The 19,811-nt window shown below is 72.2% G+C and carries 22 protein-coding genes and 1 tRNA gene; 7 read left to right on the top strand and 16 right to left on the bottom strand.

The window, feature by feature from the left end; genetic code table 11:
- Nucleotides 1-5 precede the first annotated feature (5 nt).
- Together hpt and AC3IF3_RS09445 are read right to left on the bottom strand one after the other, a co-directional pair.
- Complete coding sequence (gene hpt / locus AC3IF3_RS09450; RefSeq protein ID WP_243971020.1) at nt 6-572, bottom strand: hypoxanthine phosphoribosyltransferase; 567 nt, start codon at nt 570-572, stop codon at nt 6-8.
- A gap of 193 nt (nt 573-765) precedes the next feature.
- A tRNA-His gene (locus tag AC3IF3_RS09445) sits at nt 766-842 on the bottom strand.
- 170 nt (nt 843-1,012) lie between these two features.
- On the opposite strand from AC3IF3_RS09445, the gene AC3IF3_RS09440 reads away from it, so the two are divergent.
- Together AC3IF3_RS09440 and AC3IF3_RS09435 are read left to right on the top strand one after the other, a co-directional pair.
- Complete coding sequence (locus AC3IF3_RS09440) at nt 1,013-2,944, top strand: chloride channel protein (protein WP_489228465.1); 1,932 nt, start codon at nt 1,013-1,015, stop codon at nt 2,942-2,944.
- 103 nt (nt 2,945-3,047) lie between these two features.
- Nucleotides 3,048-4,139: a tartrate dehydrogenase gene (locus AC3IF3_RS09435; RefSeq protein ID WP_489228463.1), complete on the top strand. Its 1,092-nt coding sequence runs from the start codon at nt 3,048-3,050 to the stop codon at nt 4,137-4,139.
- A 180-nt stretch (nt 4,140-4,319) separates the two neighbouring features.
- Here the strand turns inward: AC3IF3_RS09435 and dxs are convergent, their stop codons facing one another.
- The 10 genes from dxs to AC3IF3_RS09385 all read right to left on the bottom strand — a co-directional run bounded on the left by dxs (nt 4,320) and on the right by AC3IF3_RS09385 (nt 14,185).
- Nucleotides 4,320-6,314 carry a 1-deoxy-D-xylulose-5-phosphate synthase gene (dxs, locus tag AC3IF3_RS09430; RefSeq protein WP_489228461.1) on the bottom strand — a complete coding sequence of 665 codons (1,995 nt, stop codon included), beginning with the start codon at nt 6,312-6,314 and terminating at the stop codon, nt 4,320-4,322.
- A 43-nt stretch (nt 6,315-6,357) separates the two neighbouring features.
- The gene (locus tag AC3IF3_RS09425; protein ID WP_243971012.1) at nt 6,358-6,618 is read right to left on the bottom strand and encodes an exodeoxyribonuclease VII small subunit; all 261 of its coding nucleotides are present in this window, start codon (nt 6,616-6,618) and stop codon (nt 6,358-6,360) included.
- Between the two features lie 202 nt (nt 6,619-6,820).
- The gene (locus tag AC3IF3_RS09420) at nt 6,821-7,333 is read right to left on the bottom strand and encodes a tyrosine phosphatase family protein (protein WP_243971010.1); all 513 of its coding nucleotides are present in this window, start codon (nt 7,331-7,333) and stop codon (nt 6,821-6,823) included.
- A 51-nt stretch (nt 7,334-7,384) separates the two neighbouring features.
- Complete coding sequence (locus AC3IF3_RS09415; protein ID WP_489220301.1) at nt 7,385-7,945, bottom strand: HD domain-containing protein; 561 nt, start codon at nt 7,943-7,945, stop codon at nt 7,385-7,387.
- 38 nt (nt 7,946-7,983) lie between these two features.
- Nucleotides 7,984-8,598: a DNA-3-methyladenine glycosylase I gene (locus AC3IF3_RS09410; protein ID WP_489228460.1), complete on the bottom strand. Its 615-nt coding sequence runs from the start codon at nt 8,596-8,598 to the stop codon at nt 7,984-7,986.
- A 106-nt stretch (nt 8,599-8,704) separates the two neighbouring features.
- The gene (locus AC3IF3_RS09405; protein ID WP_489228458.1) at nt 8,705-10,849 is read right to left on the bottom strand and encodes a sodium-translocating pyrophosphatase; all 2,145 of its coding nucleotides are present in this window, start codon (nt 10,847-10,849) and stop codon (nt 8,705-8,707) included.
- A 703-nt stretch (nt 10,850-11,552) separates the two neighbouring features.
- Nucleotides 11,553-12,548, bottom strand: a complete 996-nt coding sequence (thiL, locus tag AC3IF3_RS09400) for a thiamine-phosphate kinase (protein ID WP_489228456.1) — start codon at nt 12,546-12,548, stop codon at nt 11,553-11,555.
- Nucleotides 12,549-12,551: 3 nt separating this feature from the next.
- Nucleotides 12,552-13,145, bottom strand: a complete 594-nt coding sequence (nusB, locus tag AC3IF3_RS09395; RefSeq protein WP_489228454.1) for a transcription antitermination factor NusB — start codon at nt 13,143-13,145, stop codon at nt 12,552-12,554.
- A gap of 11 nt (nt 13,146-13,156) precedes the next feature.
- Nucleotides 13,157-13,651 (bottom strand): 6,7-dimethyl-8-ribityllumazine synthase, encoded by a 495-nt coding sequence (gene ribH, locus AC3IF3_RS09390; protein WP_489215408.1) that lies wholly within the window; start codon nt 13,649-13,651, stop codon nt 13,157-13,159.
- 225 nt (nt 13,652-13,876) lie between these two features.
- Nucleotides 13,877-14,185, bottom strand: coding sequence for a hypothetical protein (locus AC3IF3_RS09385; protein WP_489215406.1), 309 nt, complete (start codon nt 14,183-14,185; stop codon nt 13,877-13,879).
- Nucleotides 14,186-14,292: 107 nt separating this feature from the next.
- On the opposite strand from AC3IF3_RS09385, the gene AC3IF3_RS09380 reads away from it, so the two are divergent.
- Nucleotides 14,293-14,556, top strand: a complete 264-nt coding sequence (locus AC3IF3_RS09380; RefSeq protein WP_243970605.1) for a hypothetical protein — start codon at nt 14,293-14,295, stop codon at nt 14,554-14,556.
- A gap of 144 nt (nt 14,557-14,700) precedes the next feature.
- Here the strand turns inward: AC3IF3_RS09380 and AC3IF3_RS09375 are convergent, their stop codons facing one another.
- The 3 genes from AC3IF3_RS09375 to AC3IF3_RS09365 form a co-directional block, all read right to left on the bottom strand.
- Nucleotides 14,701-14,946, bottom strand: coding sequence for a hypothetical protein (locus AC3IF3_RS09375; protein WP_243970604.1), 246 nt, complete (start codon nt 14,944-14,946; stop codon nt 14,701-14,703).
- A 153-nt stretch (nt 14,947-15,099) separates the two neighbouring features.
- Nucleotides 15,100-15,426, bottom strand: coding sequence for a hypothetical protein (locus AC3IF3_RS09370; protein WP_489228452.1), 327 nt, complete (start codon nt 15,424-15,426; stop codon nt 15,100-15,102).
- A gap of 181 nt (nt 15,427-15,607) precedes the next feature.
- The gene (locus AC3IF3_RS09365) at nt 15,608-16,366 is read right to left on the bottom strand and encodes a CDP-diacylglycerol diphosphatase (RefSeq protein WP_489228450.1); all 759 of its coding nucleotides are present in this window, start codon (nt 16,364-16,366) and stop codon (nt 15,608-15,610) included.
- A 96-nt stretch (nt 16,367-16,462) separates the two neighbouring features.
- Between AC3IF3_RS09365 and AC3IF3_RS09360 the strand changes: the two genes are divergently transcribed.
- The 4 genes from AC3IF3_RS09360 to AC3IF3_RS09345 all read left to right on the top strand — a co-directional run bounded on the left by AC3IF3_RS09360 (nt 16,463) and on the right by AC3IF3_RS09345 (nt 19,508).
- Nucleotides 16,463-16,834, top strand: coding sequence for a hypothetical protein (locus AC3IF3_RS09360; protein WP_243970598.1), 372 nt, complete (start codon nt 16,463-16,465; stop codon nt 16,832-16,834).
- A 216-nt stretch (nt 16,835-17,050) separates the two neighbouring features.
- The gene (locus tag AC3IF3_RS09355) at nt 17,051-17,581 is read left to right on the top strand and encodes a Ros/MucR family transcriptional regulator (protein WP_489228448.1); all 531 of its coding nucleotides are present in this window, start codon (nt 17,051-17,053) and stop codon (nt 17,579-17,581) included.
- A 99-nt stretch (nt 17,582-17,680) separates the two neighbouring features.
- Entirely contained in the window at nt 17,681-17,941 is a 261-nt protein-coding gene (locus AC3IF3_RS09350; protein WP_489228446.1) for a hypothetical protein, read from the top strand.
- Between the two features lie 88 nt (nt 17,942-18,029).
- Nucleotides 18,030-19,508, top strand: a complete 1,479-nt coding sequence (locus tag AC3IF3_RS09345) for a protein adenylyltransferase SelO (RefSeq protein ID WP_489231268.1) — start codon at nt 18,030-18,032, stop codon at nt 19,506-19,508.
- A gap of 16 nt (nt 19,509-19,524) precedes the next feature.
- On the opposite strand, the gene AC3IF3_RS09340 is transcribed toward AC3IF3_RS09345, so the two are convergent.
- The gene (locus tag AC3IF3_RS09340; RefSeq protein ID WP_243970592.1) at nt 19,525-19,740 is read right to left on the bottom strand and encodes a hypothetical protein; all 216 of its coding nucleotides are present in this window, start codon (nt 19,738-19,740) and stop codon (nt 19,525-19,527) included.
- Between the last annotated feature and the right edge of the window lie 71 nt (nt 19,741-19,811).

Raw genomic sequence — 19,811 nt, 5'->3', positions numbered from 1 at the left:
TCCGGCTACGGATCGAACAGATCCGGATCCCCGCTGCCGAAATCGACCACGCCGACGAAGGGCAGCTGCCGGAAGGCGTGGGCCGCGTCCATCCCGTAGCCGACGACGAACACGTCGGGGCAGGTAAAGCCGACGAAATCGGCGTCGATGGTCACGGCGCGCTTGCCGGGCTTCTCCAGCAGCACTGCTGTGAGCACCCGCCGGGCGCCGCGCGCCATCAGCAGGTCCTTGGCGAAGACGACGGTCCGGCCGGATTCCAGGATGTCGTCGACGAGCAGCACGTCCCGCCCGCGCACTTCGCTCTGCACGTCCCGCAGGATCTCGACCTGCCCGCTGGAGACCGTCCCGGTGCGGTAGCTCGACAGGTGGACGAACTCGACCTGCGGCGCGAGCCCGACCCGGTGGAGCGCCCGCAGCAGGTCGGCGGCGAACATGAAGCTGCCCTTGAGCACGGCCACGACCAGGAGATTCTCCGGCCGCGCCCCCAGGATCTCCCGGGCGAGCTCGTCGTTGCGCTTGGCGATGGCGGCCTCGTCGAACAGGGTTCGGACGCGCCGTTCAGGGATGCTCATCTCACGTGTCCCGGAAGTCCGGCCGCGGGACGGGACCCGCCGCCGCGCTCGGCACCGGTCTTAGCCTCCCCGGATCGCGGGGGAAACCGCGGATGCACGACGGCGCCGCCGCAGCGTCACCGAACCGACCGCCCCCGCACAAGCAAAAGGGGCCGGCGATCCGCCAACCCCTTGCGCTGTCGAGCTGAATGGATGGTACCACCGCCCCGGCTCGAACGGGGGACCCCCAGATCCACAATCTGGTGCTCTAACCAACTGAGCTACGGCGGCACTGGCGGGCGGTGTATCGTGGGCCGCGGCGGTTTTCAAGCGATGTGCGCGGCGTTGTGCGGGTCGGCGCCCCGGATCGGTGGACGCAGGCCGGGTTCGGCCCCTAAGTGAGGCCGCAAGGCCGAGCCGTGATACGGCGGCCGGGGCGGACCGGGGTGAACGGACGGACCGTGAGCGCGCGACAGCCAGCGGCGGCCAAGGGCGGGAACCAGGCCCCCGCGGACCGGTCGGCGGACGCGCCGGCCCGGAATGCGGCCGGGCCGCAGGGACGCCGCCGTCGCCGCTGGACCGGCGCCGGCATCGTCCAGGCGCCGGGGCAGCTGCGCAGCCTCGTCCGCCGGAGCGAGGGCGGCCTCATCGCGCTGGCGACCCTGGTGGGCTGCATCGCCGGGGTGGCCGTCTCGGGCATGAACTGGGCCACCCAGAGCCTGCGCGAGCTGCTCTTCCTCCTGCCGCCGGGGATGCGGCTCAGCGCGGCCGACACCGTCTCGCCGGTGCTCCTGCTCGTCGGGCCCTGCCTGGGCGGCGGGCTGCTCGGGCTCGTGATCGTCGCGGCAGGCTTCATCCGCGGCCCGCGCAAGCGCCCCGCCATCGACCCGATCGAGGCGAACGCCCTGCACGGCGGCCGCCTGTCCCTGCGCGACAGCCTCTACCTCGCCCTGCAGAACGTCATCTCGAACGGCTGCGGCGCCTCGGTGGGGCTGGAGGCCGGCTACACGCAGCTCGCCTCCGGCCTCGCCTCCCGGCTCGGGATCGCCTTCGAGGTGCGCCGGAGCGACCTGCGGACCCTGGTCGGCTGCGGGGCCGCGGGGGCGATCGCGGCGGGCTTCGGCGCGCCGCTGGCCGGGGCCTTCTACGCCTTCGAGCTGATCATCGGCACCTATTCCATCGCCACGCTGACCCCGGTGGTGGTCGCGGCGCTCTGCGGCAACCTGATCGCGCAGTCGCTGATCGAGACGCAGCCGCTGGTCGATTTCGGCGACGTGCAGGCGATCACCACCTCGCACGTCACCAGCATGGAGATCCTGCCGAGCCTCGCCCTGGGGCTGGTCTGCGCGGGGCTCGGCATCCTGATCATGCGCGGGGTCACCCTGGTGGAGCGGCTGGTCCAGGCCTCGCGGGTGCCGCGGGCGGCGGCGCCGGCCCTGGGCGGGCTCTGCGTCGGGGCGCTGGCGCTGCTGGCGACGCCGCAGGTGCTCTCGGGCGGGCACGGCGCCCTGCACCTGCACTTCGCCGCCGAGGGGCAGGGACACGGGATCGCGGCCCTGGCCGGGCTGTTCGCCGCCAAGGCGGTGGCCTCGGCGATCTCGATCGGCTCCGGCTTCCGGGGCGGCCTGTTCTTCGCATCCCTGTTGCTCGGGGCCATCGCGGGCAAGCTGTTCGCCGCCCTGGCCCCTGCGCTCGTGCCGCCGCTGGCGGGATTCGGACTCACGCCGCTCGCCTACGCGGTGATCGGCATGAGCGCGCTGGCGGTGGCGGTCATCGGCGGGCCGCTGACCATGACGTTCCTGACCCTGGAGATCACCGGCAGCCTGCCGATCACCGGGCTGGTGCTGGCGGCGGTGATCGCGTCCTCGCTCACCGTGCGCAAGACCTTCGGCTACTCCTTCGCCACCTGGCGCTTCCACCTGCGCGGCGAGAGCATCCGCAGCCCCCACGATGTCGGCTGGATCCGCTCGCTGACCGTGGGCCGGCTGATGCGCCGCGATCCCGGCACCGTGGCGGTGGACACGCCGCTGCCCACTTTCCTGCGCGCCCACCCCCTGGGCTCGCCCTCCCGGGTGATCGCCGTGGACGGGCGCGGGCGTTATGCCGGGATCGTGAACGTCCCCGAGGCGCATGCCGCCGCGCGGGAGGCCGATGCCGCGGCGCAGCCCGTGCTGGTCGACCTCCTGCTGCACGGCGCGGATTTCCTCACCCCGGGCATGAACGCCAAGGACGCCGCCGCCGCCTTCGACCGCACCGAGAGCGAGGCGCTGGCGGTGGTCGACGGGCCCGAGACCCGCAGGGTGCTGGGCCTGCTCACCGAGAGCCACACGCTCAAGCGCTACAGCGAGGAACTCGACCGCCAGCGCCGGACCATGGCGGGGGAAATCGACTGATTGTCAGGCCGGGGTGTTGACCGGATACCGGCGCGGACCAATCACCTGACGCCGACGATCCGGGCTCAGCGAGGCCCGCTCTTCCGAAACGCGTGGAGGATTCATGCCCGGTCCAGAGACCAGCCAGCAGCGCCGCTACCGCATCGCGGTGATCCCGGGCGACGGGATCGGCAAGGAGGTGGTGCCCGAGGGCGTGCGCGTGCTGGAGCAGGCCGCGAAGCGGCACGGCTTCGCGCTCCAGCTCGACTGGTTCGATTTCGCGAGCTGCGACTACTACGAACAACACGGCCGGATGATGCCGGAGGACTGGAAGGCGCAGATCGAGACCCACGACGCGATCTATTTCGGCGCCGTCGGCATGCCGGAGCGGGTGCCCGACCACATCTCGCTCTGGGGCTCGCTGATCCTGTTCCGGCGCGAGTTCGACCAGTACGCGAACCTGCGCCCGGTCCGGCTGATGCCGGGGGTGAAGTGCCCGCTCGCCGACCGCAAGCCCGGCGACATCGACTTCTGGGTGGTCCGGGAGAACACCGAAGGCGAGTACTCGAACGCGGGCGGGCGGATGTTCGCCGGCACCGACCGGGAATTCGCCCTGCAGGAGACGATCATGACCCGGCACGGGGTCGACCGGATCCTGAAATTCGCCTTCGAGCTCGCTCAGAAGCGCCCGAAGAAGCACCTGACCTCGGCCACGAAGTCGAACGGCATCTCGATCACGATGCCGTACTGGGACGAGCGCGTGAAGGCGATGGCCGAGGGCTACCCGGACGTGCGGTGGGACCAGTACCACATCGACATCCTGACCGCGCATTTCGTGCTCAATCCGGACCGGTTCGACGTTGTGGTCGCCTCGAACCTGTTCGGCGACATCCTGTCGGATCTGGGTCCCGCCTGCACGGGCACGATCGGCATCGCGCCGTCCGGCAACATCAACCCGGAGCGAGTGCACCCGTCCGTGTTCGAGCCGGTCCACGGCTCCGCCCCCGACATCGCCGGCCAGGGCATCGCCAACCCGATCGGCCAGATCTGGTCCGGCGCAATGATGCTGGAGCATCTCGGCGAGCACGAGGCCGCCCGGGAGATCGTCAGCGGGATCGAGCGGGTGCTGTCCGAGCGGACGCTGCGCACGCGCGACCTCGGCGGCAATGCCGACACGCAGGCGTGCGGGAAGGCGGTGGCGGAGGCTCTGGGGTAGGGGCGGTCGGTCCCGCCGCCTCCCACCAACCCCCCTCATCCTGAGGTGCCCGCGCCAGCGGGCCTCGAAGGAGCCCTCCAGGGATCGCGAGACCGCTGGAGGGCTCCTTCGAGGGCTACGCTGCGCTCCGCCGCCTCAGGATGAGGGGATTGGGTTGGACGATCGTCGCGTTCAAAACAATCAGCGCGGACGGCGGCGGACGCTCACCACGTTGCTCGCCTGCTCGACCTGGCCGGAGGAAGCCGGCAATGTCGCCAGCGCGGTCTTGACGATGGTTGCGGCGTCCAGCCCGGCCTCGGCGTACATCTTCTCCGGGCTGTCGTGGTCCTGGTACAGGTCCGGCAGCGTCAGCGTCCGCACACGCACCCGGCCCGCATCCAGCGCGCCCTGCTCCGACAGCAGGTGCAGCACCATCGCCCCGAACCCGCCGCGCGAGCCCTCCTCGATGGTGATCAGCACCTCGTGGCTCTGCGCCAGCTCCAGGATCAGCGCCTCGTCCAGCGGCTTGGCGAAGCGCGCATCCGCGACGCTCACCCCGACGCCCTGATCCGACAGCGTGTCCGCCGCCTTCAGCGCCTCGGACAGGCGCGTGCCCAGGCTGAGGATCGCCACCCGCGCCTCCGCGTCCCGCCGCACCACCCGGCCCTTGCCGATCGGAAGCACCTCGCCCCGCTCCGGCAGCTCGACCCCGACCCCCTCGCCGCGCGGGTAGCGCAGGGCGATCGGGCCGGAATCGTGCGCGTGGGCGGTCGCCACCATGTGGACCAGCTCGGCCTCGTCGGAGGCCGCCATCACGGTCATGTTCGGCAGGCAGCACAGATACGCCAGGTCGAAGGCCCCGGCATGGGTCGCCCCGTCCGCCCCGACCAGCCCGGCCCGGTCCAGGCAGAACCGCACGGGCAGGTTCTGCAAAGCCACGTCGTGCACGACCTGGTCGTAGGCCCGCTGCAGGAAGGTCGAGTAGATCGCCACGAACGGCCGGTAGCCCTCGGTGGCCAGGCCGCCGGCAAACGTCACCGCGTGCTGCTCGGCGATGCCGACGTCGAAGGTCTTGTCCGGATGCGCCTTCCCGAACAGGTCGATGCCGGTGCCGCCGGGCATCGCCGCGGTGATCGCCACGACCCGGTCGTCGGCGTCGGCCGCCTTGATCAGGCTCTCGCCGAACACCCTTGTATAGGCCGGGGCGTTCGGCTTGGCCTTGGCCTGGACGCCCGAGACCACGTCGAACTTGACCACCCCGTGATAGCGGTCGGCGCTGGCCTCGGCCGGGGCGTAGCCCTTGCCCTTCCGGGTGACGACGTGGAGCAGGATCGGGCCGTGCTCGGCGTCGCGGACGTTCTTCAGGACCGGCAGCAGCTGGTCGAGGTTGTGCCCGTCGACCGGGCCGACATAGTGAAAACCCATCTCCTCGAACATCGTGCCGCCGCCGACCACGAGGGAGCGGGCATATTCCTCGGCCGCGGCCGCGCGCTGGTAGAGCGCCTTCGGCAGGAGCTTGCCGAGCTGCTTGGCGGTCTCGCGCAGGGACTGGTAGGTGCCGCCCGAGGCCAGCCGCGCGAGGTAGCCCGACATCGCGCCCACCGGCGGGGCGATCGACATGTCGTTGTCGTTGAGGATCACGATCAGGCGCGAATGCAGGGCGCCGGCATTGTTCATGGCCTCGTAGGCCATGCCGGCCGACATCGAGCCGTCGCCGATCACCGCGATGGCGTTGCGGCGCGTCACGCCGCGGCCCTTGGCCTTGGCGGCGGCCGCGTCGAGGTCGCGGGCGACCGCCATGCCGAGCGCGGCCGAGATCGAGGTCGAGGAATGGGCCGCGCCGAACGGGTCGTAGACGCTCTCGGAGCGCTTGGTGAAGCCCGACAGGCCGCCGCCCTGGCGCAGCGTCCGGATGCGGTCGCGGCGCTCGGTGAGGATCTTGTGCGGGTAGCACTGGTGGCCGACATCCCAGACGATCCGGTCGTCGGGGGTGTCGAACACGTGGTGCAGCGCGACCGTGAGTTCGACCACGCCCAGCCCCGAGCCGAGATGGCCGCCGGTGACCGAGACCGCGTCGATCATCTCGGCGCGCACCGCCTCCGCCACCGCCGCAAGCTCCGATTCCGGAAGACGGCGCAACGCCGCCGGATTCGGGACACGGTCGAGAAGTGCGCTCTGCTCGGGGGTAATCGCCACGGCATCAACCTCTAACGGACGGGATCGGTCGGACCGCCGAGCCTCAGGACATATCGAGCGGGGCGACGCCCTCGGGCCGCCCGTCGGAGCCGTGGGTGATCCGCTGGATCCGCGCCTCGGCCCGCTTCAGGAGCGCCTCGCAATGCTTCTTCAGCACCTCGCCGCGCTCGTAGATCGCCACCGACTCGTCCAGCGGGACGTCGCCCCGCTCCAGCCGGCGCACGATTTCCTCGAGCTGTTCCAGCGCCTTCTCGAAGGGCAGGTCGCCGGCGGCCGGGGCCGCCTCGGGTCTGCTCACGGTCATCCCAGATACTTCCTTTGGACAGGTTCTACGGCGCCAGCCCCCACCGCCACAACCCAGGCAACCGGGGGGCAAGGCGGCCGAAAGCCGTTTTGGCCCGGCGCGGCGACGTTTCCGCCACACTGTCCGCCACGCTCGCCCCCCGGTCGAGACCGCCGCCCCACCGTCGTCCAGGGGCCGCCGCCGGGTCTGTCTGCGCGGCCGGTCACGTGAGCGTGAGGCAGAACGGCACGCCCTCAAAGGCGTCCGCGCCGCGGCCGATCCGCTCGATCGCCGCCACCATGCGGCCGGCGCGGCCGAGCATGCGGTCGGCGATGGCCACGAACAGGGGGTTGGGCGTCGCGGACGGGGAGGCCGCCCGAAGGGCCTCGGCGATCGCGCCCTCGTCGCGCTCCGGTGCCAGCGCGCAGGCCGCGATATAGGCCGCCGCGGTCGAGCGGCTGATTCCGGCATAGCAATGGATGACCAGCGGCTGCGCCCGGGGCCAGGCCCGGACGAAGGCCAGGATGCCGGCGACATGGTCTTCAGCCGGCAAAACGTGGCCCTCCCGCGGGGCCGCGATATCGCTGACCCCGATCACCACGTGGTTGTCGGCCGCGATCAGAGCGGGTCGCTCCAGGGGCGTTCCGACATTGACGAGCGTGAGCACGTGGCTCGCGCCGGTGGCGGCGACGGTCTCGGGCAGGCGCGAGAGCGGGCAGACATGGAGGGTCGACATGATGGGCGCGCCTCTGCCGTGCGATCGTGACGGATCGAGGGCGGAGATCCGTCAGCCCGGGCGGAGCGTGTGGAACCGCGCGCGGAATCGGGCCTCGGCCTCGGCGGTGGGCCAGGGCTCGGCCAGGGCGACGACCGCCTCGGGCAACTCTTCCGGCCGGCCGAAATGGAGCGCGGCCTCGTCCGGGGCGAAACCGGCGAGCCGGACCGCCTCCAGATGGGCCGCGACCCGGTCGGCCCGCTTCACCAGCCGGGCGAGGGCGGGCGCCGGGGCTGGCAGGTCGAAGCGGCGGCGTATGGCGTCGAGCAGGCGCAGTTCGACGCCGCGATAGGCGTCGCCGATCGCGGCCTTCAGCGGGGAGATGATGTCGCCGACCACGTATTCCGGGGCGTCGTGCAGGAGCAGTTCCAGGCTGTCCGGATCGGTGCAGCCCGGGGCGAAGTGGCGGCCCACCGCCTCGACCAGCAGGCTGTGCTGGGCCACCGAGAACACGTGCGGGCCGCGGGTCTGGCCGTTCCAGCGGGCGACCCGGGCGAGCCCATGGGCGATGTCGGCGATCTCGATGTCCCGGGGCGCGGGATCGAGGAGGTCGAGCCGCCGCCCGGACAGCATCCGCTGCCAGGCCCGGGGCGGCGGGCTGTGCGCCGGGCTCACGGCGCCCGCCCGAGCCCGGCGCAGGGCCCGTGCCGATGGCAGCCGACGAGGTGGTCGTTGACCATGCCCACCGCCTGCATGAAGGCGTGCACGATCGTGGGGCCGCAGAAGGAGAAGCCCTCCGCCTTGAGGGCCTTGCCGATGGCGCGCGACACCGGCGTCTCGGTGGCGATCTCGGCCCGGCTCCGGGCGCTGCCCTGGACCGGGCGGCCGTCGACGAAGTCCCAGAGGAAGCGGGAGAAGCCGGGGCCGCTCTCCTCGATCCGCAGCCAGGCCCGGGCCCCCGCGATCGTCCCGAGGATCTTGGCGCGGTTGCGGATGATGCGGGCGTCCCCCATCAGACGGGCCACGTCGTCCTCAGTGAAGCGGGCGATCCGCTCCGGGTCGAAGCCCGCGAAGGCGTCGCGGAAGCCGTCGCGGCGGCGCAGGATGGTGATCCAGGACAGGCCGGCCTGGAAGCCGTCGAGGATCAGCTTCTCGTAGAGCGCCCGTCCGTCGCGCTCGGGCACGCCCCATTCGGTGTCGTGATAGGCGACGTAGAGCGGGTCGAGGCCCGCCCACCAGCAGCGGGGGCAGCCATCGGGATGCGCGATCAGGCCGGTCTCGGACATCGGACCGGTGTAGCGAGAACAGGAGAGGAACGCCACCGCCGAGGCAGAGCGGGTGCCGGCGTACGCGCATCGCGCCGGGTAGCGGACCCGGCGCGGTTCCCGCCTCTCAATAATGCGCCAGCACCGCCAGCAGCAGCAGGGCGATGATGTTGGTGATCTTGATCGCCGGGTTCACGGCGGGGCCGGCCGTGTCCTTGTAGGGGTCGCCGACCGTGTCGCCGGTCACCGCGGCCTTGTGGGCGTCGGAGCCCTTGCCGCCGTGGTGGCCGTCCTCGATGTACTTCTTGGCGTTGTCCCAGGCGCCGCCGCCCGAGGTCATCGAGATCGCCACGTAGAGCCCGGTGAGGATGACGCCGAGCAGGCTCGCCCCCACCGTGGCGAAGGCCTGGCTCTTGCCCGCGATCAGCTGGATCACGAAGAACAGCACCACCGGCGACAGGACCGGCAGCAGCGAGGGCACGATCATCTCCTTGATCGCCGCCCGGGTCAGCATGTCGACCGCCCGGCCATAATCCGGCCGGTCGGTGCCCTGCATGATCCCGGGCTTCTCCCGGAACTGGCGCCGGACCTCCTCGACCACCGCGGCCGCCGCCCGGCCGACCGCCGTCATGGCGATGCCGGCGAACAGGAACGGGATCAGGCCGCCGAGCAGCAGCCCGACCACCACGTAGGGGTTGGACAGGGAGAAATCGACGCTGACGCCCTGGAAGAAGCGGTACTGCGTCGGGCTCGCATTGGCGATGAAGTAATTCAGGTCCGACGTGTAGGCGGCAAACAACACCAGGGCGCCGAGGCCGGCCGAACCGATCGCGTAGCCCTTGGTCACCGCCTTGGTGGTGTTGCCGACCGCGTCCAGGGCGTCCGTGGACTTGCGCACCTCGGCGGGCAGGCCGGCCATCTCGGCGATGCCGCCGGCATTGTCGGTGACCGGCCCGAAGGCATCGAGCGCCACGATGAAGCCCGCGAGCGCCAGCATCGCGGTGACCGCGATGGCGATGCCGAACAGGCCGGCGAGCGCGTGGGTCGCGATGATGCCGGCCACGATCACGAGGGCCGGGAGCGCCGTCGATTCGAGGGAGATCGCCAGGCCCTGGATGACGTTGGTGCCATGGCCGGTGACCGAGGCGTCGGCGATGGACTTCACCGGGCGGAAGTTGGTGCCGGTGTAGTACTCGGTGATCACCACGATCAGCGCCGTGATGGCGAGCCCGATCACCGCGCAGCCGAACAGCCCGCCCGACGTGAAGGTCACCCCGGTGGAGGTGGTGAAGGACGTCGAGAAGCCGCCGAGCAGGGTCAGGTTGACGATGGCGATCGCCACCACCGACAGCAGCCCCGCGGTGATCAGGCCCTTGTAGAGCGCCCCCATGATCGACTGATTGGCCCCGAGCCGCACCGCGTAGGTGCCGGCGATCGAGGTGAGGATGCAGGCCGAGCCGATCGCCAGCGGGTAGAGCATCATCGGCTCGAGCACCGCCCGGCCGCTGCCGGTGGGTCCGGAGAAGAAGATCGCGGCCAGCACCATGGTGGCCACGACGGTCACCGCGTAGGTCTCGAACAGGTCGGCCGCCATGCCGGCGCAATCGCCGACATTGTCGCCGACATTGTCGGCGATCGTGGCCGGGTTGCGGGGGTCGTCCTCCGGGATCCCGGCCTCGACCTTGCCGACGAGGTCGCCCCCGACATCGGCGCCCTTGGTGAAGATGCCGCCGCCGAGCCGGGCGAAGATCGAGATCAGCGAGGCGCCGAAGCCGAGCGCCACCAGGGCGTCGATCACCTCGCGGCTCGACGCGTCGAGCCCGGCGCCGCGGGTGAGGAACAGGTAGTAGAGGGCCACCCCCAGGAGCGCGAGCCCGGCCACCAGCATGCCGGTCACCGCCCCGGACTTGAACGCCATGTCGAGCCCGGCGCCGAGCGAGGTCGCGGCGGCCTGGGCGGTGCGCACGTTGGCCCGCACCGAGACGTTCATGCCGATGAAGCCCGCCGCGCCGGACAGCACGGCGCCGATCAGGAAGCCCACCGCGACCTTGATCCCGAGGAACACCGCGAGCAGCACGAACAGGACCACACCGACCAGGCCGATGGTCGTGTATTGCCGGCGCAGGTACGCCTGCGCGCCCTCCGCGATGGCCGCGGCGATCTCCTGCATGCGCTGGGTGCCGGCGTCGCGCCGCATCACGTCGAGGATCGTGATGATGCCGTAGGCGACGGCACAGAGCCCGCCCGCGATGATGAGGATCAAGGGAATCATTCGACCGTCCTTGTTCTTATCGTGCCTGGCGGGGGCTTGTGCGTGTCGAGCGTGGCCGCTGAGAGCGGTCACGGGATGTGGCGCGCGGTTTTGGGGCTTTCCTTCCCAGAACAATGCCTTGATTGCCAAACTTCGCCGGTGAGCGCAAACGCTGTCTTGCACTTCGTTGCAGCGCGAAAACTGGAAGCCGCGCCGCGCGATAGGCAAGCGGTGACGATCGAGAATTATCCTGCCGGTTTTTCGAGCCGATGGCCGTGATCGGATGCCGGCCCCGCGAGCGGCGGATGAGGGCAATGGTTGGGTACAAGCGCGTCTCCCTCCCCCCTCTGCGGGGGAGGGTGGCCCCCGAAGGTGGTCGGGAGAGGGGAGCGACGGTGCAGAATGGGACTGCGCGCGTCATAACGGTTTGCGCCCTGTCCTGAAGCCGCGCTCCCCTCTTGCGGGACTTCGTCCCGGCCCGACCCCGCAGAGGGGGGGGGGAGGGCGCAGGTCATCTCTGGAGCAGGCCTGAAGTTCAGCCGGAGCGATACAAAACCCGATGTGTGAATCCGGTCGCCGCTGCGGGGGAGGGAGCGCGTGCGGGGCCGGCCGTTGCCCGCATTCGGAAGCGATGTGTGACCGTCCTAGGGCTGCGGGAGACGGCCGCTCGCCGGTGTCGCGCCGCGGCGTGATGGCGGCCCAATCGGGCCGCGCGGGTCGGGCCTCAGAAGTGGCTGAAGGCCCCGGTGGCGAACACGCGCGCAGCCCCGTCGCCCGACTCGAAGCGGGGCGGGCCGTCGCCCGCGGTGACTGTGCCGATGGCGGTGAGCGGCACCCCGGCCGCGGCCGCATCGACCCGGAACGCGTCGAGCCCCTCCGGCGCCACCGTGCAGAGGATCTCGTAATCGTCGCCGCCGGTCAGGACCGCGTCGATCAGGTCCGGCTCCGCCGCGCAGGCGGACCGGGCCGCCTCCGAGAGCGGCACCGATTCCACCGCGATCCGGGCCGAGCGGCCCCCACCCAGCATCTTGGCGAGGTCGCCCGCGAGGCCGTCGGACACGTCCATGGCCGCGGAGGCGTGGCGGCGCAGGGCGGGCGCCGCGGCGAGGCGGGGGCGCGGATGCAGGTAGCGGTCGGCCAGCGCCGCCCGCAGCGCCGGATCCAGGCCGGCGGCCCAGGGCGCCGCCGGGTCCAGGCGCAGGCGCAGGCCGAGGGCGGCGTCGCCGATCGTGCCGGTGACGCAGATCCGGTCGCCGATTCGGGCATGGGTCCGCCGCACGATCGCGCCGGCCGGCACCTCGCCGACCATGCTGATGCCGATCAGCGCCGGCCCGCCGGAGCGCACCGTGTCACCGCCGAGCAGCGGGCAGCCCGCCGCAGCGGCTGCCGTGCCGAGCCCGGCCGAGAAACCGGCGAGCCAGTCCTCCGTCCAGTCGTCGGGCAGCGCCAGGGTCAGCAGGAAGCCGCGCGGGACCGCGCCCTTGGCGGCGATGTCGGAGAGGTTCACGCCGAGCGCCTTGCGGGCGATGGAGGCGGGCGGATCGTCCGGGAAGTAGTGGAGTCCGGCGACCACCGCGTCGGCGGTGAGGACGAGGTCGTGGCCGGGGGACGGCGTCAGGATGGCGGCGTCGTCCCGGAGCCCGTCCGCGCCCGGCCCCGCCAGGGGGGCGAAGTAGCGGGCGATCAGCCCCTCCTCGGAGGAGCGGGCCGGGCCAGACACGGGTCAGGCCTTCTCGGCGGGCGGCCGCGCGGGGAGGGGCCTGGACGAGCCCGGCTTGCCGGACCCCTTGCCCGAGCCTTTGGCGGCCGCGACCTCGCCGGGCCGAACCTCCCGGGCGACCCGGTCGAGCACCGCATTGACGAGGCCCGGCTCGTCGGCGGTGTAGAAGCTGTGCGCCACGTCGACGTATTCCGAGATCGCCGCGCCCACCGGCACGTCGGGCCGGAACATCAGCTCGTAGGCCCCCGCCCGCAGGATCGCCCGGAGCACGATCTCGATGCGCCGGAGCGGCCAACCCTGGGCGAGCGCCTGGTCGAGCTTCTGGTCGATCGCCCGCTGCTCCGCGACGGTGCCGCGCAGCAGGTCGCGGAAGAACGCGGTCTCGGCCTGGGGATGGACGATGCCGTCGATCTCCCGGCCGATCCAGAACGCCTCGAACTCGGCCAGCGCGTCGAGGACGCCCTTGCCGGAGATGTCCATCTCGTAGAGCGCCTGCACGACGGCGAGGCGGGCGCCGGTGCGCGGGCTGATCGTCGCCGTCCCGGGGGCCGCGCCGGCGGCGGCGCCCTCCGGCGGGGTGTCGGTCGTCCCGGTCATGTCGGTATCCGTCATCGCGGGCGCACCGCCTCGGCCGCGCGTTTGAGGGCGAGCACGCCGAGGGCCGCCTCGGCCGCGCCGCCGCCCTTGTTCATCTCGGCCACCCGGGCGCGGGCCAGCGCCTGCGCCTCGGTCTCGACGGTGAGGATGCCGTTGCCCAGCGGGATCCGGCGGTCGACCGAGAGGTCCATCAGCGCGCGGGCGCTCTCGCCGGCGACGATGTCGTAATGGCCGGTCTCGCCGCGGATCACGCAGCCCAGCGCCACCACGGCGTCGTAGGGCACCGCGTCGAGCAGGATCGCCACGGTGGCGGGAATCTCCAGGGCCCCGGCCACGGTGACCACGGTGGCGTGCGCCGAGGCGGCCGCGATCGCCGCGCGGGCGCCGGCCAGGAGTTCGTCGGCGATCGCCTCGTAGTAGCGCGCCTCGACCACGAGGATGCGGGCCCCGGCCAAGGCCGGATCCTGGGGCTTCGGCGCCGTGTCGGCGCGGGTATGGGCGACCATGGCTCTCGTCCGGCCGGACTATCGGGGGGCAGGCGTGCGGTGCGACGGGCGCCCGCATGGGTGAGGACGGTTAGACCGAAGCGGCCGGCGCCACAAGCGGGGCGCGGCGGTGACCCGCCGGTGGAGGATCCGCGCCGTGCCGGGCGTAAGGCGCGCGCCCCTGCCCCGGTGGATTGCCCCGTCCAACCGAGGGCGCCACCCCGGGGACCTTCGCGGTCCGCGGCCTCAGGGGCCGTCGCCGGCCTCCGGGGCCGGATCGGGGCCGTCGATGGACCTGGCGAGTTCGGTCAGCACCTCCTCGACCATGGGCGGCCAGGGCGCGTTCTCATCATCCATCAGCCGCGCGGCGCCGACCAGGGCGGCGATCTGCTCCTCGTAGACCGGCCGCCCGACGAGTTGCGCGTAGCGCACCCGGGCGGCGAGCGCCGTCGCCAGGCGCTGGACCTCCGCGAGCTTCGCGTTCGGCGCGCGGATGCCGTCGCCGTTGCCCATCCCGTCGCCCCCTTCCGACCGTCGCTCGTCCTCATAGGCCATGGCCGGCGCGCCGTCAGGTGGCCCCGTGCCGAACCGGCCGGCGGGAACTTCCGGCGTCCGGAGGCGTCGGTTCCACACACAGACGCTTGCCGTTTCAGGAGCTTCCCATGCGTATGTCGACGATCTTCGCGGTGACCGCGGCCCTCGCCCTCGGCTCCGTGCCCGCCTGGGCGGATCCCGCCAGCGAGACCGGCACCGGCGGCGGCCCGACCTCTACCGCGAAGGCCCCGCACACCGCCGCGACCGGCCAGACGGTGCCGAATCCGGGCGCCCTCAACCCGAAGGAGACCGGCAGCATCGATCGGCGCAGCGTGAACGAGCGGCAGGACGACGCAATCACCCGCGGCATCTGCATCGGCTGCTCGCGCTAGCGCGTCGTCCCGAAAGCGCACACACCGTACCCGGCCTCAGTGTCCGGCACGGTGTGCGCGTCCCGGCGCCGCGTCCCACGGCTTTGGGCAATCGGACCGGCGGCGCGGGTTAGGCGCCGGCGACCCGCGGCAACCTGGGCTCGCTCAGCTCTCGGCCCGCAGGCTCTTCACGATCCGGCCCGCGATCTTGCGCACGGCCGCGTCGTCCCGCGCCTCGCCCTCGGCCTTGTCCCAGAGGTGGTCGAGGCTGGCGTCGAGTTCGTCCAGCAGTTCCGGATGACGCTGGGCGAGGAAGCGGATCGTCCCGAACAGCAGGTGCTCGGTCGCCATCTCGCGGCGGCGGGCCTCGACGACTGGGTCGAGGGGCGGCGTGGGGGTGTGGTCGGTCATGCGGGCTCAACGATCGGTCGGCGGTCCGGTTCGGCACGGCCGGCGCGGTGCGACGCCGCAAGAGACGGGTGATCGGTCACGGACAGCAAAGGCCACCGCGCCCGGTTGGCCGGGGCCGCCCGGCGCACGGGGGTCGACGCGTGATCCGCGCGCTCAGCGGCGCAGGGCGCCGATCCAGGCCGTCAACGGCTCCACGAACGCCGCCCAGGTCCGCGACCAGACCGTCCCGGGCCGTCCGTCCTCGGCCGGGCGGCCGGACATCAGGGCTGCCACCAGGGCGTCCTCGCTGGGCTTGCACTCGTCCAGGGCGTTGCGCTCGTTCCCGGCGCGGCTCTGCCCGGGGGGCTGATGCGCCGCGGAGTCGCGCAGGCAGCGGTGCCAGGCCCGTTCCAGCGCGCGCGGGTCGGCCGGATCGGCCGCCGCGTTCGCGCCCGCCTGGACGGCGGTCACGAGGAGGAGCGCGCATAGGGCCGGGACCACGCCCGGACGCGTCCAGCCCGGGAGCCACCGAAAACCCCTGTCGTGACGCGCCCGTCCCCGCCGAACCGTGATCCAGGTCGACGGAGAGCGCGTGAACACCGTCCTGCGCATCCCCGTCCTATGCCCCAGGGCCGGGCCGTTCGGATAGAACGGATCGGCAACAGTGGCGCGCGCTCGGCGGTCAGCTGTCCCGGCGCGCGCGGGCCGCCCGGCAGCCGTGATCCATCAGTTCCTCGGCGCTCGCCTCCGGCATCCTGTAGGCGAGGACGATCATGCCGGCCCGCTCGTCGTCGGGGTCTGCCGCGACCGCCGCGAAGCTCGCATCGTGCAGCCGCCCCCGCCAGCCCGGCACGCGCGCCAGCGCCTCAAACGGGTTGAAGCGCTCGACCGCGTCGGCCGGCACCCGCAGGGCGAGATAGCGCTCCTCCTCCAGGGGGACGGGGAACGGGGCCCAGCTCTCGCCGACGGCCGGGCCATGCGCCTTCAGGGCCGCCGTGACGCTGCGGTGCAGGCAGTCGAGATGGATGTGCAGCTGATCCTGGCTGCGGCCCCCCACCGAGTTCACCTCCAGGCCGACCGCCGCGACCGGCAGGCGGCCCGGGAGGGCGTCCGACACGAAGTGCCGCGCGTCGAGCGCCGCCCGCCAATAGGCGGCGCCGCGGGGCCCCTGGAGCACCGGCGCCTCGATCCCCGACACGTTGTCGGTGGGCATCACCACCGTATGGGTCGGCTGACCCGGCGCGCGCAGCACCGCCGTCCCGGGCCGCGCCCCGTCACCGAGATCGACGGACAGGCAGGGGAAGCTCCGGCCCGCGGCCTTCTTGGCGAGGACGCAGCCCTGCAGCGCGACCCACAGCACGTCGCGCACCGGGTTGGCCGCGTCGGCGGCCGGCATCGACGTGAAGGCGAGCAGCGTCGCGAGGACCAGCATTCGGCGCATGAGCAGGCTTTCCGGTCCTCGGCGGCCGTTAAGCGACAGGCAACGGCTCGCGGACATTGTATGCCGAAGCCGTCAGTATGAGGTTACGGAACGTCGATGCTTCGATTGGACACGCAGCGGCTCGTCCTGGTGCGCATCGCCGCCTGGATCCTGGTGGCCTTCATCGCCGCCGTCACCCTGGTGCCGATCGGCCTCCGGCCGGTGGTGACGGCCAATCCGAGCCTCGAACGGATCGCGGCCTACGCCCTGGCCGGGATGCTGATGATGGTGGGCTATCCGCGGCACCGGTTCCAGATCTTGATCGGCAGCGTGCTCCTCGCCGGCGCCCTCGAGGCGGCGCAGACCCTGACCAGCACCCGCCACGGCCGGGTCGAGGACTTTTTCGTGAAGGCGGCCGCCGCGCTGGCCGGCGTGGTGGCGGGTCTCGCCGTCGCGGCCCTGCGCCCCCAGGGCCGGGCGAACGGGTAGGCACCTGCCCGAGCCCGCGCGGAGGCGGGACCCGGTGGAACGCGCATCCCCATTGTAACCGAGTTTATCCAACGCCGACGCCGCCATTGACTTATGTTATTATTTTTGGTTGAACCGGTATATAACGACCAGGATCAGTTATAATCGATCAGGTGTGCCCTTGACTAATGGCAAGGGACGCCACGTTCATGGTGTACTCCCGCGAGAGAGGCGCCGATGGAAGACACCACATCAATCCCGAACCATGACCAGATCGATTTCGTCGAACTGACCGCCGACATCGTCTCGGCTTACGTGGCCAACAACTCCGTCCCGATGCCCGACCTGCCGACGCTCCTCTCCGGCGTCCATGCCGCGCTGACCGGATTGGGCCAGGGCGCCGCCCCGGCCGAGCCGGACTTCAAGCGGCCGACGCCCGCGCAGATCAAGAGGTCGATCACGCCGGACGCGCTGACCAGCTTCATCGACGGCAAGCCCTACAAGACGCTGAAGCGGCATCTCACCGGCAACGGCATGACGATCGAGCAGTACCGCCAGCGCTACGGCCTGCCGCCCGATTATCCGACGACGGCGTCGAGCTACTCGGCGATGCGCGCCGAGTTCGCCCGGAATGCCGGCCTCGGCCACAAGCGGAGGGGTTCGGCCGCCAAGCACGCCGACGCGTCCGAGACCGTGGCGGCGTCGCCGGAGGCGGCCGGCAAACCCGCCAAGGGCCGCAAGACCAAGAAAGCCGACGCGCAGGTCTGAGCGCGTCGGACCGGCGGTTCCGGAGGGGGCCGGGGCAGCCGGCGGCCGGAACGACGCGGGCGGCCGGCCGTTGCCTCCCCGAATGCCAGGGAGCCCCGCTTGAACCGAACGATCCTCGCCCTCCTCCTCGCCGCCACGACCGTGGTCGGGCTTCAAGCAACGGCCCGGGCGCAGGACCGGACCGGTTCCGGGGCGGAGCCGAAGACCGAGACCGCGGTCAAGCCGGACGCCGACACCCACGAGCCGGGCAAGACGGCCACGGACGCCGTGACCAACCCCTCCGCCGTGCCGCCGACCGAGGGCGCGGTCGGCACCGGCAAGCCGCCGGCCACGCATCCCCCGTCGGCGCCGGGTCGATAGGCCGCTTCGCGCGGGCCGGGATCGGTCGCCCCGCGCGTGCTAGACGGTGGCCGCGCTTGTTCGCGGGGCGGCCGCTCCATAGATGCCGATCATGATGTCATTCCCCTTCGACAACAGCTACGTCCGCCTGCCGGAGCGCTTCTTCGCGCGCCGGGCGCCGACGCCGGTGGCGGCCCCCCGCCTGATCCAGGTCAATCGGACGCTCGCCGGGGAACTCGGCCTCGATCCGGATTGGCTGGCGGGCCCCGAAGGCGTTGCCGCGCTTGCGGGGAGCAGCATCCCGCCGGGCGCAGACCCGGTCGCCACGGCCTATGCCGGCCACCAGTTCGGCCAGTTCGTGCCGCAACTCGGCGACGGCCGCGCGGTCCTGCTCGGCGAGGTGGTGGGCCGCGACGGGCGCCGCCGGGACATCCAGCTGAAGGGCGCGGGCCCGACGCCGTTCTCCCGGAGCGGCGACGGGCGTGCGGCCCTCGGGCCGGTGCTGCGCGAGTACCTCGTCAGCGAGGCCATGGCGGCGCTCGGCATCCCGACCACCCGGGCGCTCGCCGCGGTGGCGACGGGCGAGCCCGTGATGCGCGAGACCCCGCTGCCCGGCGCGGTGCTCACCCGGGTGGCGGCGAGCCACATCCGGGTCGGCACCTTCCAGTTCTTCGCGGCCCGGGGCGACGTCGAGGCGCTGCGGGCGCTCGCCGACCACGTCGTGGCCCGGCACTATCCCGAGGCGGCGCAGGCCCAACATCCCTACCGGGCGCTGCTCGACAGCGTCATCGCCGCCCAGGCGGCACTGGTCGCGCGCTGGCTGCTCGTGGGCTTCGTCCACGGGGTGATGAACACCGACAACATGTCGGTGGCCGGCGAGACGATCGATTACGGGCCCTGTGCCTTCCTGGATGCCTACGATCCCCGGACGGTCTACAGCTCCATCGACCGGGCCGGGCGCTACGCCTACGGCGAGCAGCCGCGCATCGCCCTCTGGAACCTCACGCGACTCGCCGAGACCCTGCTGCCGCTGCTCGCCGACGACGAGACCGAGGCGGTCGCCGCCGCCGAGGCCGCGCTCGCCGGCTACGCGCCGCGCTTCGAGGCGGTCTATCACGGCGACCTCGCCCGCAAGATCGGCCTCGGCGACCTCCGGGAGGGCGACGCGGCGCTGGCGGGCGACCTCCTGCGGCGCATGGCCGAGAACCAGGCCGACTTCACCCGCACGTTCCGGGCCCTGTGCGAAGCGGCGGAGCGGCCGGCGGGCGACGGCGCCGTGCGCGACCTGTTCGTCGACCCCACCGCCTATGACGATTGGGCCCCCCGCTGGCGGGCGCGGCTGGCCGAGGAGGCCCGCGATCCGGCCGAGACCGCCGCCGCCATGCGGGCGGTCAACCCGGCCTTCATCCCGCGCAATCATCAGGTCGAGGCGATGATCGCGGCCGCCGTCGAGCGGGCCGATTTCGCGCCCTTCGCGGCGCTCCTGGCGGTCCTGGCGCGACCCTACGCGGACCAGCCGGACCAAGCGCGCTTCGCCGAGGCGCCGGAGGGCGGCGGTGTGGGCTACCGGACCTTCTGCGGCACCTGACGCGCCCGGGGCGCGCTCAGGCCTGCGGCCAGGTGTAGATCTCGTGGACGCTGCCGTCGGTCCGGAACCAGTGCACCCGGGTGGCCGGGTTGAAGCCATGATCCCGATACGAGGTGGCGATCACCGACACGAGCGAGGCCGCCATCGAACGGTCGTGGATGTCGTAGGCCAGGAGCTGCGGTGAGCCCCCGTCGGTTCGGGCAAGATCGCGGACGAAGATCGAATACGACATGTCGCTGACTCGGCTCGATCTGAAACAACCTTTCCCTTCATATATCCCCAAGATCGCGGCTGTTCATTGCA

The organism is Methylobacterium sp. J-118, from assembly GCF_057836565.1.
Note: the sequence above shows the minus strand (reverse complement) of the source record. Positions and strands in the feature narration are given on the sequence as shown.

Bases quoted from the DNA above. Each gene is read 5' to 3' on its own strand.
- hpt (WP_243971020.1), bottom strand. From the start codon at position 572: ATGAGCATCCCTGAACGGCGCGTCCGAACCCTGTTCGACGAGGCCGCC.
- AC3IF3_RS09435 (WP_489228463.1), top strand. From the start codon at position 3,048: ATGCCCGGTCCAGAGACCAGCCAGCAGCGCCGCTACCGCATCGCGGTG.
- AC3IF3_RS09425 (WP_243971012.1), bottom strand. From the start codon at position 6,618: ATGACCGTGAGCAGACCCGAGGCGGCCCCGGCCGCCGGCGACCTGCCC.
- AC3IF3_RS09420 (WP_243971010.1), bottom strand. From the start codon at position 7,333: ATGTCGACCCTCCATGTCTGCCCGCTCTCGCGCCTGCCCGAGACCGTC.
- AC3IF3_RS09415 (WP_489220301.1), bottom strand. From the start codon at position 7,945: ATGCTGTCCGGGCGGCGGCTCGACCTCCTCGATCCCGCGCCCCGGGAC.
- AC3IF3_RS09410 (WP_489228460.1), bottom strand. From the start codon at position 8,598: ATGTCCGAGACCGGCCTGATCGCGCATCCCGATGGCTGCCCCCGCTGC.
- AC3IF3_RS09405 (WP_489228458.1), bottom strand. From the start codon at position 10,849: ATGATTCCCTTGATCCTCATCATCGCGGGCGGGCTCTGTGCCGTCGCC.
- nusB (WP_489228454.1), bottom strand. From the start codon at position 13,145: ATGACCGGGACGACCGACACCCCGCCGGAGGGCGCCGCCGCCGGCGCG.
- ribH (WP_489215408.1), bottom strand. From the start codon at position 13,651: ATGGTCGCCCATACCCGCGCCGACACGGCGCCGAAGCCCCAGGATCCG.
- AC3IF3_RS09385 (WP_489215406.1), bottom strand. From the start codon at position 14,185: ATGGCCTATGAGGACGAGCGACGGTCGGAAGGGGGCGACGGGATGGGC.
- AC3IF3_RS09380 (WP_243970605.1), top strand. From the start codon at position 14,293: ATGCGTATGTCGACGATCTTCGCGGTGACCGCGGCCCTCGCCCTCGGC.
- AC3IF3_RS09375 (WP_243970604.1), bottom strand. From the start codon at position 14,946: ATGACCGACCACACCCCCACGCCGCCCCTCGACCCAGTCGTCGAGGCC.
- AC3IF3_RS09365 (WP_489228450.1), bottom strand. From the start codon at position 16,366: ATGCGCCGAATGCTGGTCCTCGCGACGCTGCTCGCCTTCACGTCGATG.
- AC3IF3_RS09360 (WP_243970598.1), top strand. From the start codon at position 16,463: ATGCTTCGATTGGACACGCAGCGGCTCGTCCTGGTGCGCATCGCCGCC.
- AC3IF3_RS09355 (WP_489228448.1), top strand. From the start codon at position 17,051: ATGGAAGACACCACATCAATCCCGAACCATGACCAGATCGATTTCGTC.
- AC3IF3_RS09340 (WP_243970592.1), bottom strand. From the start codon at position 19,740: ATGTCGTATTCGATCTTCGTCCGCGATCTTGCCCGAACCGACGGGGGC.